The sequence below is a fragment of the Streptomyces sp. MK7 genome, assembly GCF_032658145.1.
GTDB classification, from domain to species: domain Bacteria; phylum Actinomycetota; class Actinomycetes; order Streptomycetales; family Streptomycetaceae; genus Streptomyces; species Streptomyces spiralis.
Genome location: NZ_JAVACL010000030.1, coordinates 40,486 through 58,259, shown reverse-complemented (window position 1 = coordinate 58,259; position 17,774 = coordinate 40,486). Strand labels below are relative to the sequence as shown.

Here is a 17,774-nt window from a genome sequence, read left to right as displayed (position 1 = left end):
GGGCCCGAACCGGGTCCCGCCGGCGGGGCGGCCCGGTCTCCGGCCGCGCCGGCTCAGCAGCCGGCCACCTCGCGCTCGATCCAGCGGCAGAACGCGTCCCTCGCGTGGGCGTGCCCGGCCCGGCCCCCGCCCCTTGGGGATCCCGTGCCGCCCTGTCGCCGGCGGACGCGGCAGCAGGCCGCGGTCGCGTGCCGCCGACACACACCGGTGGTCGTCCCGCTACGGCGTCTGCTCGCGGTCCGCGCGGGACCACGACGGGGCCGGCCTCCGGGCGCGAGGTTCCGCGCGTGCCGTCGGAGGCCGGCGCGACCGCTCACCCCCCGCGCCACGCCGCGGCGCCCAGCGCGCCTAGCCGACGGGCGCCGCGTCCGTACCGGCCTCCTCGCCGCTTCGCTGGCGGGGAATGGCGGCCGAGCCCGACTGGATCGTCACCGTTCGCTGCGGGAAGGGGATGCCGATGCCCTCCTCGCGGTAGCGGCGGTGCAGCCGCTTGATGAACTCGTGCTTGATCCGGTACTGGTCGCTGAACTCGCCGACTCCGAGGATCACCGTGAAGTCGATGCTGGACTCACCGAACGTGTGGAAGCGCACGGCGGGCTCGTGGTCCGGGACCGCGCCGGTGATCTCCGTCATCACCTCGGCGACGACCTCGGTGGTCACCCGCTCCACGTGCTCCAGGTCACTGTCGTAGTCGACCCCTGCCTGGACCAGGATGGTCAGCTGCTGCTCGGGACGCGTGAAGTTGGTCATGTTCGTCCCCGCGAGCCGGCCGTTGGGGATGATGACCAGGTTGTTCGACAGCTGCCGGACGGTGGTCTGACGCCAGTTGATGTCCTCGACGTACCCCTCCTCCCCGCTGCTGAGCCGGATGTAGTCGCCGACCTGGACGGTCTTGGAGGCGAGGATGTGGACACCGGCGAAGAGGTTGGCGAGGGTGTCCTGCAGGGCGAGGGCGACGGCGAGACCGCCGACACCCAGGGCCGTGAGCAGTGGGGCGATGGAGACCCCCAGCGTCTGCAGCACCACCAGGAAGCCCATCGCCAGGACCAGGGCCCGGGTGATGTTGACGAAGATGGACGCCGAGCCGGCGACCCCGGAGCGGGACTGGGTGAGACTTCGCACCAGGTCGCCGACCACGCGGGCCGCGGAAGCCGTCACGACGGCGATCAGCAGCACCGTCAGCGCCTGGTTGACGTGGTGCTGCACCGCCGTCCTCAGCGGCAGCGCCGCCGCCGCGCCCGCCGCGCCGCCCGCGATGACCGCCCACGGCACCACCGTGCGCAGTGCGTCCACGATGACGTCGTCGCCGCTCCAGCGGGTCCGCTCGGCGTGTTTCGCCAGCCAGCGCAGCAGGCCGCGGGACACGAAGGCGGCCAGCAGGCCCGCGGCCACGGCGATGGCGGCGAGGATCAGGTCGTGCAGGGTCGGCTCGCGGGTCACCGGTCACCTCCGTGGAGACGTTCCGCTGCGCACGGGACAGCCGACGGCCGGATGGGGGGTGTCGTCACGTTCTCACCTGCTCGAGTGCGGGATGTGCGGACACGCCGGACCCGGTGGACGCCGGGCAGCGGCGCGACCGCTCATCCTGCCGCATCCGGCAGGGGCGTTCGAACCCGGCCCGGAGGCCGGGTCCGGTCGGTCAGACGATGCCCTCGGCCAGTTCCGCCTGGTCGCGCTCCGTGCCGTACGCGGCGGCGGTGGGCGTCCCGTACGAGCGGCGGGCGACGTACCACCACACACTGGCCAGGACCAGGACGACGGCGAGCGCCACCGACGCGTAGTTCATCGTGTCGACCGTCACCGGCGACGACTGCGGCAGGCAGAACAGCACCGTGACCAGCGCCACCCACACCACCGCCACCCAGCCGACCGGCCTGCTCCACCGGCCCAGGTGCCACGGCCCCGGCCGGAACCGGTCACCGGCGCGCAGCCGCAGCAGCACGGGAATGGCGTACGCGGGGGTGATGCCGATGACGTTGATCGCGGTGACCGCGCCGTACGCCGTCGCCGAGTACAGCGACGGCAGCGCCAGCAGACAGGCGACCGCCACCGACAGCCACACCGCCGCGACCGGCGTCTGGGTGCGGCTGCTCACCCGGCGCCACAGCGTCGAGCCGGGCAGGGCCCGGTCCCGGCTGAACGCGAACACCATGCGGCTGGCGGCGGCCACCTCGGCGTTGCCGCAGAACAACTGGGCGACGATGACGACGAGCAGCAGGGCGCTCGCGCCGTCCGCGCCGAGGCCGTCCAGCAGGATCTGGGCGGGCGGCACCCCGGTGGCGCTGTCGCGGGTGGCGTCGTAGTCCTGGATGGCGAAGGTCAGACCGGCCAGCAGCACGAAACCGGCCAGCCACGACACCCAGATGGAGCGCACGATGCCGCGCGCCGCCGACACGGAGGCGTTCGAGGTCTCCTCGGACAGATGGGCGGAGGCGTCGTAGCCGGAGAACGTGTACTGGGCGAGCAGCAGCCCGATCGCGGCCACGTACAGCGGGTTGGACCAGCCGGTGTCGTTGACGAACGTGGTGAACACGAAGGACGGCGAGCGGTGGTGGTCGGGGACGACGGCCAGCGCGCCGACGATCAGCGCGACCCCGGCGAGGTGCCACCACACGGAGACCGAGTTGAGCACGCTGACCAGGCGGACGCCGAACAGGTTCAGCACGGCGTGCAGCAGCAGGATCGCGACGAAGATCAGCATCGTTCGGCCCGGCGTCGGATGGAAGCCCCACTGGAGGTTGGCGAAGGCGCCGGTGAACAGGGCGGCACCGTAGTCGATGCCGGCGATCGCGCCGAGCAGGCCGAGGAGGTTCAGCCAGCCGGTGTACCAGCCCCAGCGGCGGCCGCCGAGCCGGTCCGCCATGTAGTACAGCGCGCCCGACGTCGGATAGGCGCTGGTGACCTCGGCCAGCGCCAGGCCCACGCACAGCACGAACAGGCCGACGCCCGCCCAGCCCCACAGCATCACCGCAGGGCCGCCGGTGCCCAGGCCGAAGCCGTACAGGGTCATGCAGCCGGACAGGATCGAGATGACCGAGAAGCTGATCGCGAAGTTGCCGAAGCCGCCCATGCGCCGGGCCAGCACCGGACGGTAGCCGAGTTCGCGCAGCCGCCGTTCCTCGTCGTGCTGTTCCGGGCCGGTCGAGGCGGGCTCCAAGGTGGGGGACATGCGGAGACCTCCGAGGGGTCGACGAAGTGGGGGGACTCTAGAAGCGGCGGCCGGGGTCGTCCCCCGCCGCCGCACGACAGCGGGCGCGGGCCTGGAGGAACACCTCCAGGGCCCGGGCCGGGTCGCCGGGACCGGTGGTGCGGTGGACCCAGGGCAGGGGAGTCCAGTAGGGGCCGAGCACGTCGAACACCCGGGCGGCGTCCCGGAACCGCAGCGCACCCCACAGGGCGTGCGCCAGGTGGTTGAGGTCCAGCGGCGACCGCTCGGCGGTGCCGCTACGGGCGAACCAGGTGTCCAGCGCCTCCCGCGCCTCACGGGTGGCGTCCTCCGCCACCCAGTGCAGATCCAGCGCGGCGTCCTGCCCGGCGCCGCGCCGGTACCGCTCCACCCGTACGTACAGCGGCAGCATGTGCAGCGCCGAACCGGGCGGCGCGGACACGGCGGCCCACTGGGCGTAACCGGCCGCCTCGGCGAGCCGGCCGGACGATCCGCGCGCGTAGAGGAACTGCAGCATGCGGTGATGGGCTTCGCGGTTGTACGGGTCCCGCTTGCCGGCCTCCGCGAGCAGCCCCCACGGACCCACCGGCAGCGTCGGTTCCGGCGCCGCCACCCGGTGCTCCTCCCAGCGCAGCTCCGTGTCCAGCTGAGCCAGCGCCAGCAGGCACACCCAGGGCACCGGGTCCGGCTCGGCGATCCGGGTGACGGTGTGGCTCGCGTCCCAGGCCTCGATCCACAGTTCGTGCGTACGGCGGTGGCCCTCGCGCCGTGCCCGCAGGGCCCGTTCGACGGCGACCCGGGCGTGCATCACCGCGGCCGGCACGCTCTCGGGCTCCTCCGCCCGCCAGGCGCGCACCACGTCGGTGCCGGCGGCCGCCGCCGCGAGCACCTGCGTGCGCGCGGTCCACTGCCACCAGGCGGTGGTCCGCTCCAGCAGGTCCCGCATCGCCATCCAGCGCCCGGTGCGCAGATCCTGCAGGGCGGCACGCAGTTCCGTGTCATGGCCGGCGGGGTCGTAGGCGGGTCGCGCCCCATCGCCGCGCGCCATCAGCCGTCCGCTCCGCGCTCAGGGCCCTTCGTGCGGCTCGTGCCGGACCGATCCGGACGTAAGACCCTGGGCCGGCTCGGGACGGCGGGGTGGAGTAACAACAGCCCTCCTCAGGGCGGGTGTCGAGGAGCGGTGCGGGTCGGCGGTCACTATAGGGGCCGCCGTTCCGGATCACCGGGGCTTTGCCGGTCCTCCGGAACTCCGTTATGCGACTGATGAGTTGACCACCGAGTAAGAACCGGTCAGGGCGGCTGGAGCCGGCGGCGGGGTGGCCGGGAGCGGTGCTCGACCGGTGCCGCGAAGCGGCCGGGTGCGCTGCTTGACTGGTCCTGCTGGCAGCGGCAGTCTGTCGTGCGGTGATCGTCGGCGGCACGGGCGGAAGGGGCACGATGACGAGTGCGGTGCTGGCCGTGGACCAGGGCACGTCCGGCACCAAGGCCCTGGTCGTCTGCCCCGAACGCGGAGTACTCGGCACCGGGTTCGCCCCCGTGCGCCCCCGCCACCTGCCCGGCGGCCTGGTCGAGGTCGACCCCGCCGAGCTGTACGCCTCGGTCCTGGACGCCGGGCGCCGCGCGCTGGCCGAGGCCGGCGAACCGGTCGCGGCGATGGGGCTCGCCAACCAGGGCGAGACCGTGCTCGCCTGGGACCCGGCGACGGGCCGGCCGCTCACCGACGCGCTGGTCTGGCAGGACCGGCGGGCGCAGCGCGTCTGCGACGAACTCACCGAGCACGCCGAGGAGTTACGGCAGCTGACCGGGCTGCCCGTCGACCCCTACTTCGCCGCGCCCAAGATGGCCTGGATCCGCCGTCACCTCACCCGCGACGGCGTGGTCACCACCTCCGACGCCTGGCTGGTCCACCGGCTCACCGGCGCCTTCGTCACCGACGCGGCGACCGCCGGACGCACCCAGCTGCTCGACCTCGACCGCGCCACGTGGTCGCCGCGCGCCCTGGACGTCCACGGCCTCGCGGACGAGAGGCTCCCCGAGGTGGTCGACAACGCCGCGCACATCGGCACGGCCACCGCCTTCGGCCCCGCCATCCCGCTCACCGGCCTGGTCGTCGACCAGCAGGCCGCCCTGCTCGCCCAGCGCGTCACCGGGCCCGGCGGCGCCAAGTGCACCTACGGCACCGGCGCGTTCCTGCTCCTCCACACCGGGGACACACCCCGGCGCGGCGCCTCCGGCCTGGTCAGCTGTGTCGCCTGGCGGCTGGCCGGGCGCACCGCCCACTGCCTGGACGGCCAGGTGTACACCGCCGCCTCCGCCGTGCGCTGGCTCACCGACCTCGGCGTCATCACCGGGGCCGCCGACCTCGACCCGGTGGGCGGCGCCGTACCCGACGCCGGCGGCGTCACCTTCGTCCCCGCGCTCGCCGGACTGGCCGCCCCCTGGTGGCGCGGCGACCTGCGCGGCTCCCTCACCGGGCTCGGCCTCGACACCGCCCCCGGGCACCTGGTCCGCGCCCTGTGCGAGGGCATCGCCGCCCAGGTCGCCGAGCTCGCCGACGCCGCCGCGGCCGACCTCGGCAGCCCCCTCGACTCCCTCCGCGTCGACGGCGGTCTGACCCGCTCCGCCCTGCTCATGCAGACCCAGGCCGACCTGCTGCAACGGTCCGTCGAGGTGTCCGCGCTGCCCGAGGCCACCGCGCTGGGCGCCGCCGCCCTGGCCCGGCTCGGCGCCGACGACCGCCTGAGCGTGGCGGACGCCCTGCCCGAGTGGAAACCGGCCGCGGTGTACGAGCCGCGTATCCCCGCCGCCGAGGCCGCCGACCGCCTGGACGCCTTCCGCACCGCCGTCACCGCCCTGCTCGCCTCATGACGGTCACCGCACAAGGGCCGCTGCCCGCGCGGCCGTACGACGTGGCGATCGTCGGCGCCGGGGTCGTCGGCTGTGCGATCGCCCGCGCGCTGGCCCGGCGCCCGGGACTGCGGGTGGCTCTCGTGGAGGCCCAGGACGACGTCGGCCAGGGCACGTCCAAGGCCAACACCGCGATCCTGCACACCGGGTTCGACGCGGTCCCCGGGTCGCTGGAGGCACGGCTGGTGCGGGAGGGCGCGCGGATGCTCGCCGCGTACGCCACCGAGTCCGGCATCCCGGTGGAACCGGTCGGCGCGCTCCTCGTCGCCTGGGACGCCGACCAGCTCGCCCAGCTGCCCCGCCTGGCCGAGAAGGCCGAGCGCAACGCCCACCAGGACACCCGCATCCTGGGTCCCGGCGAGCTGTACACGCGCGAACCGCACCTCGGCCCGGGCGCCCTCGGCGCCCTGCACGTTCCCGGCGAGAGCATCGTCTGCCCCTGGACGACCACCCTGGCGTACGCCACACAGGCGGTCCGCCACGGCGCCGACCTGCACCTCGGCTGCCCTGTCACCCGGGCGAACCGGCAGGGCGGAGAGCACCTGCTGGACACCGGCAGGGGCACCCTGCGCGCCCGCTTCCTCGTCAACGCGGCCGGACTGCACGCCGACACCGTCGACCGGCAGCTCGGCCGCCAGGACTTCACCGTCACCCCGCGCCGCGGCCAGCTCATCGTCTTCGACAAGCTCGCCCGCCCCCTGGTCCGCCACATCCTGCTGCCCGTCCCGACCGCCCTCGGCAAGGGCGTCCTCGTCGCACCCACCGTCTACGGCAACGTCCTGCTCGGCCCGACCGCCGAGGACCTGGACGACAAGCGGGCCACCGGCTCCACCGCCGAGGGCCTGTCCGCCCTGCGCGAGCAGGGCCGGCGCATCCTGCCCGAGCTGCTCGACGAAGAGGTCACCGCCGTCTACGCCGGGCTGCGCGCCGCCACCGGACACGAGGACTACAAGATCGGCGCTCACCCCGAGACGTCGTACATCACCGTCGGCGGCATCCGCTCCACCGGCCTGACCGCCTCCCTCGCCATCGCCGCCCACGTCATGGAGCTGCTGGCGGACGCCGGACTCGACCCCGGCCCCGCACGGGACCTGGAACCGGTGCGGATGCCGAACCTCGGCGAGGCCTTCCCACGCCCCTACCAGCGGGCCGACCTCATCGCCGCCGACCCGGCGTACGGCACGCTCGTCTGCCACTGCGAACGCGTCTCCCGCGGCGAGATCCGCGACGCGCTCGCCAGTACGATCCCGCCGCGCGGCCTCGACGGACTGCGCCGCCGCACCCGCGCCCGCGCCGGCCGCTGCCAGGGCTTCTACTGCGGCGCGGCGGTGCGCGCACTGTTCGAGGAGGCGACGAGGTGACCGGCGCGTCCGAGGAGGCGGCGGGATGAGCGGCGTGCGCCGTGTCGACGTGCTGGTCGTCGGGGCCGGTCCCGGCGGGCTCGCCGCCGCCGCGCGCCTGGCCGCGGCCGGCGCCGGCCGCGTCGAGGTGCTGGAGCGGGAGCCGCGGGCCGGCGGCGTGCCCCGGCACTGCGCGCACGGCGGCTTCGGGACCTGGACGCACCCGCTGACCGGACCGTCCTACGCCCGCCTCCTCGCCGAGGGCGCGGCACGCGCCGGGGCCGTCGTACGGACCGGGGTGACGGCACTCGACTGGGCCGGTCCGCTGGCCCTGACCACGGTCTCCCCGACGGGTCCGGAGACGATCGAGGCCGCGGCGGTCGTCCTGGCCACCGGCGCCCGCGAACGCCCCCGCGCCGCACGCCTGGTGCCCGGCACCCGGCCCGCCGGGGTCTGCACGACGGGCGAACTCCAGCAGGCCGTGCACCTGTACGGGCAGCACATCGGCAGCCGTGCCGTGGTGGTCGGCGCCGAGGACGTCTCCTACGCGGCCACCGCCACGGTACGAGCCGCGGGCGCCCGCGTCGTCGCCATGGTCACCGACCTGCCCCGCGCCCAGGCCGCACCCGCCCGCGCCCTGGACGCCCGGCTCCGCCACGGCGTACCGCTGCTCACCGAGACCACGGTCACCGAACTGCTGGGCCACGGACGGCTGTCCGGTGTCCGCGTACGCCACCGGGACGGCCGCTCGGCCGTGCTGCCCTGCGACACCGTCGTGTTCACCGGCGACTTCGTGCCCGATCACGAGCTGGCGCGCCGCGGTGGTCTCGCCTGCGACCCCGGCACGCGCGGACCCGCCGTGGACGGCACCCTGCGCACCTCCCGCGCGGGCGTGTTCGCCGTGGGCAGCGTGCTGCACCCGGTCGGGAGCGCCGCGACGGCGGCCCGGGAGGGCGCGCTCGCGGCCGGCGCGGTGCGCCAGTGGCTGGCCGGAGGCGACTGGCCGGGCTCCGTACCGCTGGCGGTGTCCGAACCCCTGCGCTGGATCGCGCCGCACCGCGTCACCCCGGCCGACCGGCACGGCCGCTACGTCCTGCGCACCGCCGAGCTCCTGACCCGCCCGGTGCTGCGCATCGCCCAGGACGGCCGCACCCTGGACCGCGTACGCGTGCGGCCGGTGCTGCCGTCAGCCCTCGTTCCCTACCGCACCACCCTGACCCTGACGGCACGCTGGACACATCGCGTCGACCCGGAGGGCGGCCCGGTCCACATCACCGTCGACTGAGCACGTGAGGCACGTTGTCTCACCCCTGCGGGAACGCCCCGCGCCGTCCCGCGCCCGCCGCGAACCGCGCCGCACCCTCCAGACTCTCCGCCAGCACGCCCATGCCGTGCAGGAGTTCGCCGCGCAGGGCCGCCTGCCCGTCCAGCCCCTCCTGGTCCAGCACCGAGGCCCGGTCGGAGCGCAGACACGCCTGGGGGAACCCGGCGATGGAGGCGGCCAGTTCCTCCGCCTCGGCGCGGGCCCGGCCGCTGGGGACGATCCGGTTCGCCAGCCCCATGTCGTACGCCTCGCGGGCCGGGACCGGCCGTCCGGTGAGAATCATGTCCATGGCCCGGCCGGTGCCGATCAGCCGGGGCAGCCGGACCGTACCGCCGTCGATCAGCGGCACGCCCCACCGGCGGCAGAACACCCCGAACACGGCGTCCTCCTCCGCCACCCGCAGATCGCACCACAGCGCCAGCTCCAGACCGCCTGCCACGGCGTGCCCGGCGACCGCCGCGATCACCGGCTTGGACAGCCGCATCCGGGTCGGACCCATGGGACCGTCGCCGTCCTCGGCGACCCGGTTGCCCCGTTCGGTGCCGATCGCCTTCAGGTCCGCGCCCGCGCAGAACGTGCCGCCCTCACCCCACAGCACGGCCGCCCTGGCCCTCGGATCGGCCTCGAACTCCCGGAAGGCGGAGGCGAGTTCGGCGGCCGTCGGACCGTCCACCGCGTTGCGGGCCTCGGGCCGGGACAGGACGACCGTGGTGACGTACCCCTGACGCTCGACGCGTACCGGCATGGTGAAGAGCCCCTTCTCCTCGGCTTCTCCCCGACGTCGTCCCCGACGGGAGAGGGAAGACTATCCGCCCGGGAGTTCGCACAGCCACCGGCCGGACTTGCGGCGGTCCGGCCCGACGCGACCCGTCGCGCGAGCCTCGGCCCCCACCCGTGCGGCCCTACAGGAGTGACCGAAGCAGACGCAGCAGCGACCTCCCCGGGCGTGCAGGCGTGTGACCGGGCCACGTGGACCGAGCTCTTCTTCGACCTGGTGCTCGCCTTCGCCGTCAGCCAGATCGCGCACCTGCTCGCCGGGCACCCCGACCGGCCGACCGCCTGGCTTGCGGGCGGGCCGCGTCCGTGCCTCGACCGTGGCGTTCGCGCGGGGCGCGCCGCCGCACCGGCCGCCCCGCCCGCGCGGACGTCCCCGAATCGCGCCGGCCGCGTCTGCCGCGCCGCTCGTGCCGCTCGTGCGGGGCCATTGACCTCAACGTTGGTCGAGGTCCTAGGTTTGCTCCCATGAGCATGGAGACCACCGCCTGGACGCAGCTGCACAGCGTCATGACCGCCCAGCAGGAGCGACGCCCGTTCGCCCTCGCGACGCTGCGCCGCATCGGCGCGTTCGCGCGCCCCCACCGCCGCCGTATCGCGCGGTTCGTCGCCCTCGGGGTGGTGACCGCACTGCTCGCCGTGGCGACCCCCGTGCTCGCCGGCCGCGTCGTCGACGCGATCGTGTCCGGGGCCGATGAGGGCAGAGTCGTCCGCCTGGCCCTGCTCATCGCCTTGATCGCGGTCGCCGAGGCCGCCTTCGGCATCCTCGGCCGACGCCTGTCGGCGACGCTCGGCGAAGGGCTCATCCTCGATCTGCGGACGGCCGTCTTCGACCATGTGCAGCGCATGCCGGTCGCGTTCTTCACCCGCACCCGCACCGGAGCCCTCGTGTCCCGGCTCAACAACGACGTCATCGGCGCCCAGCGCGCCTTCAGCAATACTCTGTCCGGCGTGGTGAGCAACATCGTCACTCTGCTGCTCACCCTGGTCGTGATGCTCACCCTGTCCTGGCAGATCACCCTGCTCGCCCTGGTACTGCTGCCGGTGTTCGTGGTGCCCGCCCGGCGCATGGGCAGCCGGATGGCCCGCATGCAGCGTGAGGCGGCCACGCTGAACGCGGCGATGGGCACCCGGATGACCGAGCGGTTCTCGGCCCCCGGCGCCACCCTCGTCAAGCTCTTCGGCCGCCCCGAGGAGGAGTCGGCCGAGTTCGCCGCCCGCGCCGGCCGGGTCAGGGACATCGGCGTCCGCACGGCCACGGCGCAGCAGGCGTTCATCACCGCGCTGACCCTGGTGTCCTCCCTGGCCCTCGCCCTGGTCTACGGCCTCGGCGGCTTCTTCGCCCTGCGCGGCACCCTGGAGCCGGGCGCCGTCGTCTCGCTCGCGCTGCTGCTCACGCGGCTCTACGCGCCGCTCACCGCGCTCGCCGGGGCGCGCGTGGAGGTGATGAGCGCCCTGGTCAGCTTCGAGCGGGTCTTCGAAGTCCTCGACCTGAAGCCGCTGATCGTGGAGAAGCCGGACGCCCGCGAGGTGCCGGACGGCCCGGTCGCGGTGGAGTTCGACGGCGTCCGCTTCGGCTACCCCTCGGCCGACAAGGTCTCCCTTGCCTCACTGGAGGAGGTCGCGAGCCTCGACACCCGCGGCGGCGCCGAGGTCCTGCACGGCATCTCCTTCCGCGCCGAACCCGGGCAGACCGTCGCCCTGGTCGGCTCCTCCGGCGCCGGCAAGTCCACCGTCGCGCAACTGCTGCCGCGCCTGTACGACGTCGACGAGGGTGCCGTACGCATCGGCGGCGTCGACGTACGCGATCTGAGCGCCGCCTCCCTGCGCGCCACCCTCGGCATGGTCACCCAGGACGGCCACCTCTTCCACGACTCGGTCCGCGCCAACCTGCTGCTGGCCCGGCCCGAGGCGAGTGACGAGGACCTGTGGGACGCTCTGCGCCGGGCCCGCCTCGACGATCTCGTCCGCTCCCTGCCCGACGGCCTGGACACCGTCGTCGGCGAGCGCGGCTACCGGCTCTCCGGCGGCGAACGCCAGCGCATGACCATCGCCCGGCTGCTGCTGGCCCGCCAGCGGGTCGTCATCCTCGACGAGGCCACCGCCCACCTCGACAACACCTCCGAGGCCGCCGTCCAGGAGGCCCTGACCGAGGCCCTGGTGGGCCGTACCGCGGTGGTGATCGCCCACCGGCTGTCCACGGTGCGCGCCGCGGACCTCATCCTGGTCGTCGAGGCGGGCCAGATCCTCGAACGCGGCACCCACGACGAGCTCCTGGCGGCCGGCGGCCGCTACGCGGAGCTGTACCGCACCCAGTTCGAACAGCAGCGGCGCCAAGGGCTGACCGGCGTCGCCGAGGGCGAGGCGGAGGAGGCGGTGGCGTAGGCGCGGCCCCGGGCGGTACATCGGCGCCGCCGCGACTCACACGAGGCCGGGCTGCGGTTCCGCGGACTGCGGCTCCGGTTGCGGCGTCGGTGCGGCCTTCGGGTCCCACGACTTGGTGGTCCGTACGTATGCGGAGATCACCGAGGCCGTCGCCAGGAGGAGCAGGGGTCCGGACACCCAGGGATGGTCGGCCATCCGCTCCGGCAGATAGCGGTACGACACCAGGAGCACGGTGAAGACGGCCGTGCCGTAGCCGACCAGCTGGACGCTCGACCGGTCCCAGCCGCGGGCGAACGAGCGCATCGCCGCCTCGATCGTGAGCGCGAACACCACGCCGGCGATGACGTCGGCGCCGTAGTGGTAGCCGAAGCCCAGCGTCGCGGTGACGGTGGCGGCCAGCCAGAACGTGCCGGCGAAGCGCATGGCCCGTGAGCCCTTGCGGGAGTGGACGAAGAGCGTGGTGGCCCAGGCCGTGTGCAGGCTGGGCATGCAGTTGCGCGGGGTGATCTCGTCGAACGACATCGCGTGCGGGGTGCTGATCGGCGGCACGGTGTCCGGCCACAGGTCGGCCAGTGCCCAGTGGCCGCCGCCGGTGCCGAACGCGCCGGTGCCGTAGGCGAAGACCGGTCCGACGACCGGGAAGATCATGTAGATGGCCGGCCCGAGCAGGCCGATCACCAGGAAGGTGCGCACCAGATGGTGGCCCGGGAAGCCGCGGTCGCGGGCCACGTGGCGCAGTTGGTACAGGGCGACGAGGGCCGCCGCCAGCGGGAGCTGACCGTAGACGAGGTGGAGGACCTGCGCGCCGACCGGACCGGTGGCGTCGACGAGCTGCCCGACCAGCCACGACGGGTCGCCCAGGGCGTGATCGGCGGTGGCCACGTACGGGTCGAGCACCGTCGGGCGGGTCTTCGAGGTGATCAGCAGCCAGGTGTCGCCCGTCTTGTGGCCGGCCACCAGCAGCATGCCCAGCCCGACGCCCTTCAGCAGCAGCACCCGCTCCCGGCCGGTACGGCGCGTGACGGCGATGACCGCCCAGCCGAGGACCACCCACAGCGCGCCGTTGCCGAAGCTCATGCCGGCGCCGACGGCCCACCGCACGAGCAGGAAGACCACGTCGACGCCGATCGCGACACCGGCCGAGACGAGCCGCTGCCGCCAGGTGAGCACCACCATCATCAACGCCAGGCCGGCGTACAGCAGGGGCCCCGAATGCGGTGCGAATATCACCTCTCGCGTCAGATTGGTGATCGGCCCCGGCAGGCCGTAGCGGCGTGCGGCATATTCCAGCGCGATGAGGAACCCGGCGACCGCCACACCCGCCGCCCCCCAGAGCATCACTCGCGGCCGGCCCCAGGCGGAGAGCTCAGAGCCGTTGTCTCTTCGCGAGGATATTCGTTTTTGCCTGTTTTCCAATTGTTCGACTCATTCGGTTAGGCGGCGGACAAAAGGATATGAATTATGCCGGACGACGTGATGTACCGGTGAAGAACGGGCGGTAAGCGATCATCACGGGTTCGAACATGTTAACGGTATGGTGTGCCGGTTTCACGGCTTCGGCCCCCTTGATGCCGGGAGCCGCGGCCCGGGCCTCCGACCGAGCCGCTCGCGATCAACGCACCTGGCGCGCGTGGAAGGCGGCGGCGCGTCCCATCCGGGCGACCGCCTCGGCGAGGACGGCGCGGGAGGTCGCGAAGTTCAGGCGGACGTGCCCCGCTCCTCCCGTTCCGAAGATGTGCCCGGAGGACAGGGCCACCCCGGCGTGCTCGAGGAACATCCGTGCCGGGCCGGCCAGGTCCGTGACCACCGCGAGGTCGTCGGTGCCCTCTTCCGGGGCGAGGCCGAGGGACCGGCAGTCGAGCCAGGCCAGATAGGTCCCCTCCGGCCGCGCGTAACCGACCCCGGGCAGGTGCTCGGCGACCAGCCGCCCCAGCAGGTCCCGGTTCGCGTCGAGCCCCGCCAGCAGCGCGTCGAGCCACCGGTCCCCGTGGCGGTAGGCCGCCGTGTGGGCGATCACGCCCAGATAGCTGGCGCCGTGCTGCACCTCCTCGGGCATCCGGCCCAGGTCGCCGGCCGCCTCGGGCCCCGCGAGGGCGAGCGCGGCCTTGATGCCGGCGAGGTTCCAGCCCTTGGTCGCCGACATCAGCGAGAAGGCGTCCTCGGCCCCGGGCACGCTCACATAGGGAGTGAACGTGGCGCCCGGCAGTACGAGCGGGGCATGGATCTCGTCGGCGACCACACGGACCCCGTACCGCCGGGCCAGCGCCGCCACGGCGGTGAGCTCCGCCAAGGTGTGGACCGTGCCGGTCGGGTTGTGCGGATTGCTGAGCAGATACGCGATCCCGCCCCTGCCGCTGCGCTCCCGGGCGCGCCGGAACGTCTCCTCGAGCGTTTCCAGGCTGATCCGGAGGTCCGGCCCGAGGGGCGCTTCGACGATCCGGCGGTCGTCATGGGCGACGAAGGCGTAGAAGGGCGCGTACACCGGAGAGTTGACGATCACCGGATCCCCGGGCTCGGTGACCAGCCTCAGCACCTGGACCGCACCCGTCATCACGTCCGGGACCACGGCGGTGCGGTCGATCGCCACCCCGTCCCACTTCCAGCGCCGCGCGGCGAAGCCGGCCAGCGACTCGGCGAACTCGGTACCGACGGGATATCCGGTGTCACCGGTGTCGACGGCTTCGCGCAGCGCGTCGGCGACCGCCGGTGCCAGCGGGACATCCATCTCCGCCACCCACAGGGGCAGGACGTCCGCCGGATGCGTGCGCCACTTCATGCTCCCGCGCCGCCGCAGCTGTTCCAGCGACAGTTCTTCCAGAGGGTTCGCACACTCTTCGGCCCCGGCGCCCGCGTCCGCGGAGCCGCGCCCACCCACGGCAGTCATCTTCAGCATTGGACCCCCATCCCGATCTCGACGCAAGGGTCCGGAACCGACGGTGCGACGGTCACAGGTACCGGGTCAGGAACTGCAGCGCCAGGCTGGTGGCGGACACGACCAGCCACAGGCACCCCCCGAGCAGCAGCGGTGCGGGGCCGGTCCGGCGCAGCCTGGAGGGTTCGGTGGACAGGCCGATCGCGGACAGGGCGACGGTGATGAGGAGGACGGCGAGCGTGCCGAGCGGGCCGTGGGCGGCGGACGGGACGAGACCCGCGGTGTTCGCGGCCGCCAGGGCGAGGAAGCCGGTCAGGAACCACGGCACGAGCCGGCCGACGCGCACCGGGCCGGGCAGGCTCCGCCCGGAACCTGCCGCGCCGTCGGCGGCCTGCGCGTTGTCCGTCCGTGCGCGGCGGCGGGCGAGGGCGGCGAGGCCCAGGCAGATCGGGATGATCAGCAGCGTCCGGGCCAGCTTGACCACCACCGCGTAGTCGGCCGCCGGGCCGCCGTAGGTGGTGGCGGCGGCGACCACCGACGACATGTCGTTGACCGCGGTGCCGGCGAACAGGCCGAAGGTGTGCTGGCCCATGCCCAGCAGATGCCCGAGGACGGGGAAGGTCAGCACCGCGGCGACGTTGAAGACGAAGATCGTGGAGACGGCGTAGGCCACCTCCGCCTCGGCCGCGCCGATGACCGGCGTGACCGCGGCGATCGCGGAGGCGCCGCAGATGCCGGTGCCCACGCCGATCAGGGTGCGCAGGTCACGCGCGACACCCAGGCGCCGTCCGATCCAGTACGCCGACGCCAGGCAGACCGCAAGGGTCACGATCATCACCGGCAGCGAGCCGGCACCGACCCGGAGCACCTGGCCCAGGGACAGTTGCGCGCCCAGGACCACCACCGCGGCCTGGAGAACTCCGCGCCCGGCGAAGGCGATGCCCGGCCGCATCCGATCCCCCGGCCGCACCGCGACCGCCACCAGCACCCCGAGCACGATGCCGCTCACCGGCCCGCCGACGACGGGGACCAGCCGGCCCAGTGCGGTCGCGGCCAGGGCGACGCCCACGGCCAGGGCCAGCCCGGGGAGCCGGACGGCAACGCCGGAGAGGCGGCCGGCAACACCGGGGAACCGGGCGGAGAGCGCGGCCCCGGGCCCGCGGGCGACGGCAGGGCGGGGCGGCCGGGCGGTGGTCCCTGACGGGGACAGGCTGGCGTCCTTCATGATCACCACTCTGGTCGGCGCCGTGCCGGCCCTGTACCCCCTCATCGATCACCAGCTCATAGCGCAGACGTATGACTGAGCCATACGCTGGGACTGTGACAGACTCCCCCGCGCCGGATCCCCGGACCTTTCCCCTCCCCTTGCGCACGCCCGACCTCGAGTCGCTGCGGCTCCTCGTCCTGGTGGCCGACCTGGGCAGCCTGGGGCGGGCGGCCGAGCGGCTGCGGATCTCCCAGCCGTCCGCCAGCCGCCGGCTATCCACGCTGGAACGCGGGCTGGGACTGGTGCTGGTGGACCGGACCCGCCGCGGCTCCCGGCCGACGCTGGCCGGACAGATCGTCGCCGGACACGCCCGGCGGGTCCTGGACGAGCTGGACGAGCTGCTCGCCGGGGCGGGCAGGCTGCGTGACCGGCGGGAGGCCGAACTGCGCGTCGCGGCGAGCCTGACCATCGCGGAGTACCTGCTGCCGGTCTGGATCAGCGAGCTGCGCGCCCGCCGGCCGGAGCTGTACGTCGGATTGCAGGTGACCAACAGCGAGCACGTGCCCGAGCTGGTCGAGTCCGGCGAGGCCGACATCGGGTTCATCGAGGGGCCGCGCCTGTCCCGCGTGATGTCCACCCGGCAGGTGGCCGAGGACCGGCTCGTCGTCGTGGTCGACCCCGCTCACCCGTGGGCGCGGCGCCGCGAGCCGCTGTCGGCGCGAGAACTGTCCCGTGCGCCTCTGGTCCTGCGGGAGAGCGGTTCCGGCACGCGGCAGACCCTGGACCGCGCCCTGTACCTGGCCGGCTGTGAACGGGTCCGGCCCCTGGTGGAGCTCGGCTCGACGGCCGCCGTGCGCGGCGCGGTGATCGCCGGCACCGGGCCGTCCGTCCTCAGCGAGCTGGCCGTCCGCGGGGACATCGCCGAGGGCCGGCTGATCGGCGTGGACGTCGCGGGCGTCGACCTCACGCGTGACCTGCGCGCGGTATGGCCGACCGGGCGGCGCCTGGTGGGCCCGGCGGCGGAACTGGTCACGGTGGCCCGCCGGGCAGTCGCCGCCGAACGGCCCGGCCGCGGGTAGGGTGCACGGGAGCACGGGTCCGCACTGTTGGCCTCAGCCGGGACGCTTCTGGTTCTCGATGTACTCTTTGATGATCGCCAGCGGTGCGTCGCCGCAGGACGCGGCGAAGTAGGAACTCAAGGGAGTCCGGCAGAGGGTACGGCTTCGCAAGCCCCAACGGGTCGCACTCCACTCCTGGGCCTTTGCCCACCTCGGAGACTTCATCGTCTACAAGGCCAAGCGGGCAGGCGTACCCCTGGTCTTCGTTGATCCCGCGTACACGTCGCAGACGTGCGCCGAGTGCGGCCATGTCGACAAGCGCAACCGTGTCGACCAGGGGCTTTTCATCTGCCGGGGGTGCGGGGTCGTTGCCCACGCCGACCGGAATGCTTCCCACAACATCGCCACCCGTGGCGAGACCGTGTGGAATGCGGGGCGTGAGTCACGTGTCCCTGCCATCCCATAGGGGTGTCTGGACGGAGGAGCCAACCCAGCAGCCAGTTGGGCGCTACCTCCAAGCACGGTCCTTCAGGGCCGGGTCAAGTTGACGTGTACAACCCCTGGGGCTCGACCACCTGGGTCAGCGAGGACGACTTCATCAACGGCCACATGGGCAAGGCTTCCAACAGTGATCTCCCCAATGCGTACAGCGTCTATCTTCCGCGGTAGCGGGGGCGGTGCCGCGGTCGCGGCAGCCGCGCTCCTCGCTCTCGCCACGGGCTGCGGCTCGGGCACCGGCGA

Annotated in this window: 12 protein-coding genes and 1 pseudogene; 6 read left to right on the top strand and 7 right to left on the bottom strand. The window is 73.7% G+C overall.

Going from position 1 to position 17,774, the window contains the following annotated elements; genetic code table 11:
• Positions 1 to 348: 348 nt before the first annotated feature.
• The 3 genes from R2S09_RS27520 to R2S09_RS27510 form a co-directional block, all read right to left on the bottom strand.
• Complete coding sequence (locus tag R2S09_RS27520) at positions 349 to 1,440, bottom strand: mechanosensitive ion channel family protein (protein WP_316743906.1); 1,092 nt, start codon at positions 1,438 to 1,440, stop codon at positions 349 to 351.
• 199 nt (positions 1,441 to 1,639) lie between these two features.
• Positions 1,640 to 3,169: an amino acid permease gene (locus R2S09_RS27515; protein ID WP_316743904.1), complete on the bottom strand. Its 1,530-nt coding sequence runs from the start codon at positions 3,167 to 3,169 to the stop codon at positions 1,640 to 1,642.
• A 37-nt stretch (positions 3,170 to 3,206) separates the two neighbouring features.
• Positions 3,207 to 4,214 carry a hypothetical protein gene (locus R2S09_RS27510; RefSeq protein ID WP_316743903.1) on the bottom strand — a complete coding sequence of 336 codons (1,008 nt, stop codon included), beginning with the start codon at positions 4,212 to 4,214 and terminating at the stop codon, positions 3,207 to 3,209.
• Between the two features lie 389 nt (positions 4,215 to 4,603).
• Between R2S09_RS27510 and R2S09_RS27505 the strand changes: the two genes are divergently transcribed.
• From R2S09_RS27505 to R2S09_RS27495, 3 genes are read left to right on the top strand one after another with little or no spacing between them, the layout of a single operon-like run.
• Positions 4,604 to 6,034, top strand: coding sequence for an FGGY family carbohydrate kinase (locus tag R2S09_RS27505; protein WP_316743901.1), 1,431 nt, complete (start codon positions 4,604 to 4,606; stop codon positions 6,032 to 6,034).
• Complete coding sequence (locus R2S09_RS27500; RefSeq protein ID WP_316743899.1) at positions 6,031 to 7,434, top strand: FAD-dependent oxidoreductase; 1,404 nt, start codon at positions 6,031 to 6,033, stop codon at positions 7,432 to 7,434. The genes R2S09_RS27505 and R2S09_RS27500 overlap by 4 nt, the downstream gene beginning before the upstream one ends.
• 25 nt (positions 7,435 to 7,459) lie before the next feature.
• Positions 7,460 to 8,698, top strand: a complete 1,239-nt coding sequence (locus R2S09_RS27495) for an FAD-dependent oxidoreductase (protein ID WP_316743898.1) — start codon at positions 7,460 to 7,462, stop codon at positions 8,696 to 8,698.
• A 19-nt stretch (positions 8,699 to 8,717) separates the two neighbouring features.
• Here R2S09_RS27495 and R2S09_RS27490 read toward each other — a convergent pair whose 3' ends face one another.
• Positions 8,718 to 9,482 carry a crotonase/enoyl-CoA hydratase family protein gene (locus R2S09_RS27490; protein ID WP_316743897.1) on the bottom strand — a complete coding sequence of 255 codons (765 nt, stop codon included), beginning with the start codon at positions 9,480 to 9,482 and terminating at the stop codon, positions 8,718 to 8,720.
• A 503-nt stretch (positions 9,483 to 9,985) separates the two neighbouring features.
• Here R2S09_RS27490 and R2S09_RS27485 point away from each other — a divergent pair.
• Entirely contained in the window at positions 9,986 to 11,896 is a 1,911-nt protein-coding gene (locus tag R2S09_RS27485; protein WP_306189050.1) for an ABC transporter ATP-binding protein, read from the top strand.
• 36 nt (positions 11,897 to 11,932) lie between these two features.
• Here the strand turns inward: R2S09_RS27485 and R2S09_RS27480 are convergent, their stop codons facing one another.
• From R2S09_RS27480 to R2S09_RS27470, 3 genes are all read right to left on the bottom strand, one after another.
• The gene (locus tag R2S09_RS27480) at positions 11,933 to 13,234 is read right to left on the bottom strand and encodes a phosphatase PAP2 family protein (protein WP_316743966.1); all 1,302 of its coding nucleotides are present in this window, start codon (positions 13,232 to 13,234) and stop codon (positions 11,933 to 11,935) included.
• Between the two features lie 274 nt (positions 13,235 to 13,508).
• On the bottom strand, positions 13,509 to 14,780 hold the full coding sequence (locus R2S09_RS27475) for a MalY/PatB family protein (RefSeq protein ID WP_316743895.1): 1,272 nt from the start codon (positions 14,778 to 14,780) through the stop codon (positions 13,509 to 13,511).
• 61 nt (positions 14,781 to 14,841) lie between these two features.
• Entirely contained in the window at positions 14,842 to 15,993 is a 1,152-nt protein-coding gene (locus R2S09_RS27470) for a YeiH family protein (RefSeq protein ID WP_306188908.1), read from the bottom strand.
• A gap of 71 nt (positions 15,994 to 16,064) precedes the next feature.
• Here R2S09_RS27470 and R2S09_RS27465 point away from each other — a divergent pair, with 71 nt between their 5' ends.
• Both R2S09_RS27465 and R2S09_RS27460 read left to right on the top strand, forming a co-directional pair.
• The gene (locus tag R2S09_RS27465; protein ID WP_399144784.1) at positions 16,065 to 17,054 is read left to right on the top strand and encodes a LysR family transcriptional regulator; all 990 of its coding nucleotides are present in this window, start codon (positions 16,065 to 16,067) and stop codon (positions 17,052 to 17,054) included.
• Positions 17,055 to 17,166: 112 nt separating this feature from the next.
• Positions 17,167 to 17,499: pseudogene (locus R2S09_RS27460) on the top strand (zinc ribbon domain-containing protein); the annotation flags it as partial.
• Between the last annotated feature and the right edge of the window lie 275 nt (positions 17,500 to 17,774).

What these genes read in the sequence shown, in the direction of transcription:
- R2S09_RS27515 (WP_316743904.1), bottom strand. Translation starts at nt 3,169, where the DNA reads ATGTCCCCCACCTTGGAGCCCGCCTCGACCGGCCCGGAACAGCACGAC.
- R2S09_RS27510 (WP_316743903.1), bottom strand. Translation starts at nt 4,214, where the DNA reads ATGGCGCGCGGCGATGGGGCGCGACCCGCCTACGACCCCGCCGGCCAT.
- R2S09_RS27505 (WP_316743901.1), top strand. Translation starts at nt 4,604, where the DNA reads ATGACGAGTGCGGTGCTGGCCGTGGACCAGGGCACGTCCGGCACCAAG.
- R2S09_RS27500 (WP_316743899.1), top strand. Translation starts at nt 6,031, where the DNA reads ATGACGGTCACCGCACAAGGGCCGCTGCCCGCGCGGCCGTACGACGTG.
- R2S09_RS27495 (WP_316743898.1), top strand. Translation starts at nt 7,460, where the DNA reads ATGAGCGGCGTGCGCCGTGTCGACGTGCTGGTCGTCGGGGCCGGTCCC.
- R2S09_RS27490 (WP_316743897.1), bottom strand. Translation starts at nt 9,482, where the DNA reads ATGCCGGTACGCGTCGAGCGTCAGGGGTACGTCACCACGGTCGTCCTG.
- R2S09_RS27485 (WP_306189050.1), top strand. Translation starts at nt 9,986, where the DNA reads ATGGAGACCACCGCCTGGACGCAGCTGCACAGCGTCATGACCGCCCAG.
- R2S09_RS27480 (WP_316743966.1), bottom strand. Translation starts at nt 13,234, where the DNA reads ATGCTCTGGGGGGCGGCGGGTGTGGCGGTCGCCGGGTTCCTCATCGCG.
- R2S09_RS27475 (WP_316743895.1), bottom strand. Translation starts at nt 14,780, where the DNA reads ATGACTGCCGTGGGTGGGCGCGGCTCCGCGGACGCGGGCGCCGGGGCC.
- R2S09_RS27470 (WP_306188908.1), bottom strand. Translation starts at nt 15,993, where the DNA reads ATGAAGGACGCCAGCCTGTCCCCGTCAGGGACCACCGCCCGGCCGCCC.
- R2S09_RS27465 (WP_399144784.1), top strand. Translation starts at nt 16,065, where the DNA reads ATGACTGAGCCATACGCTGGGACTGTGACAGACTCCCCCGCGCCGGAT.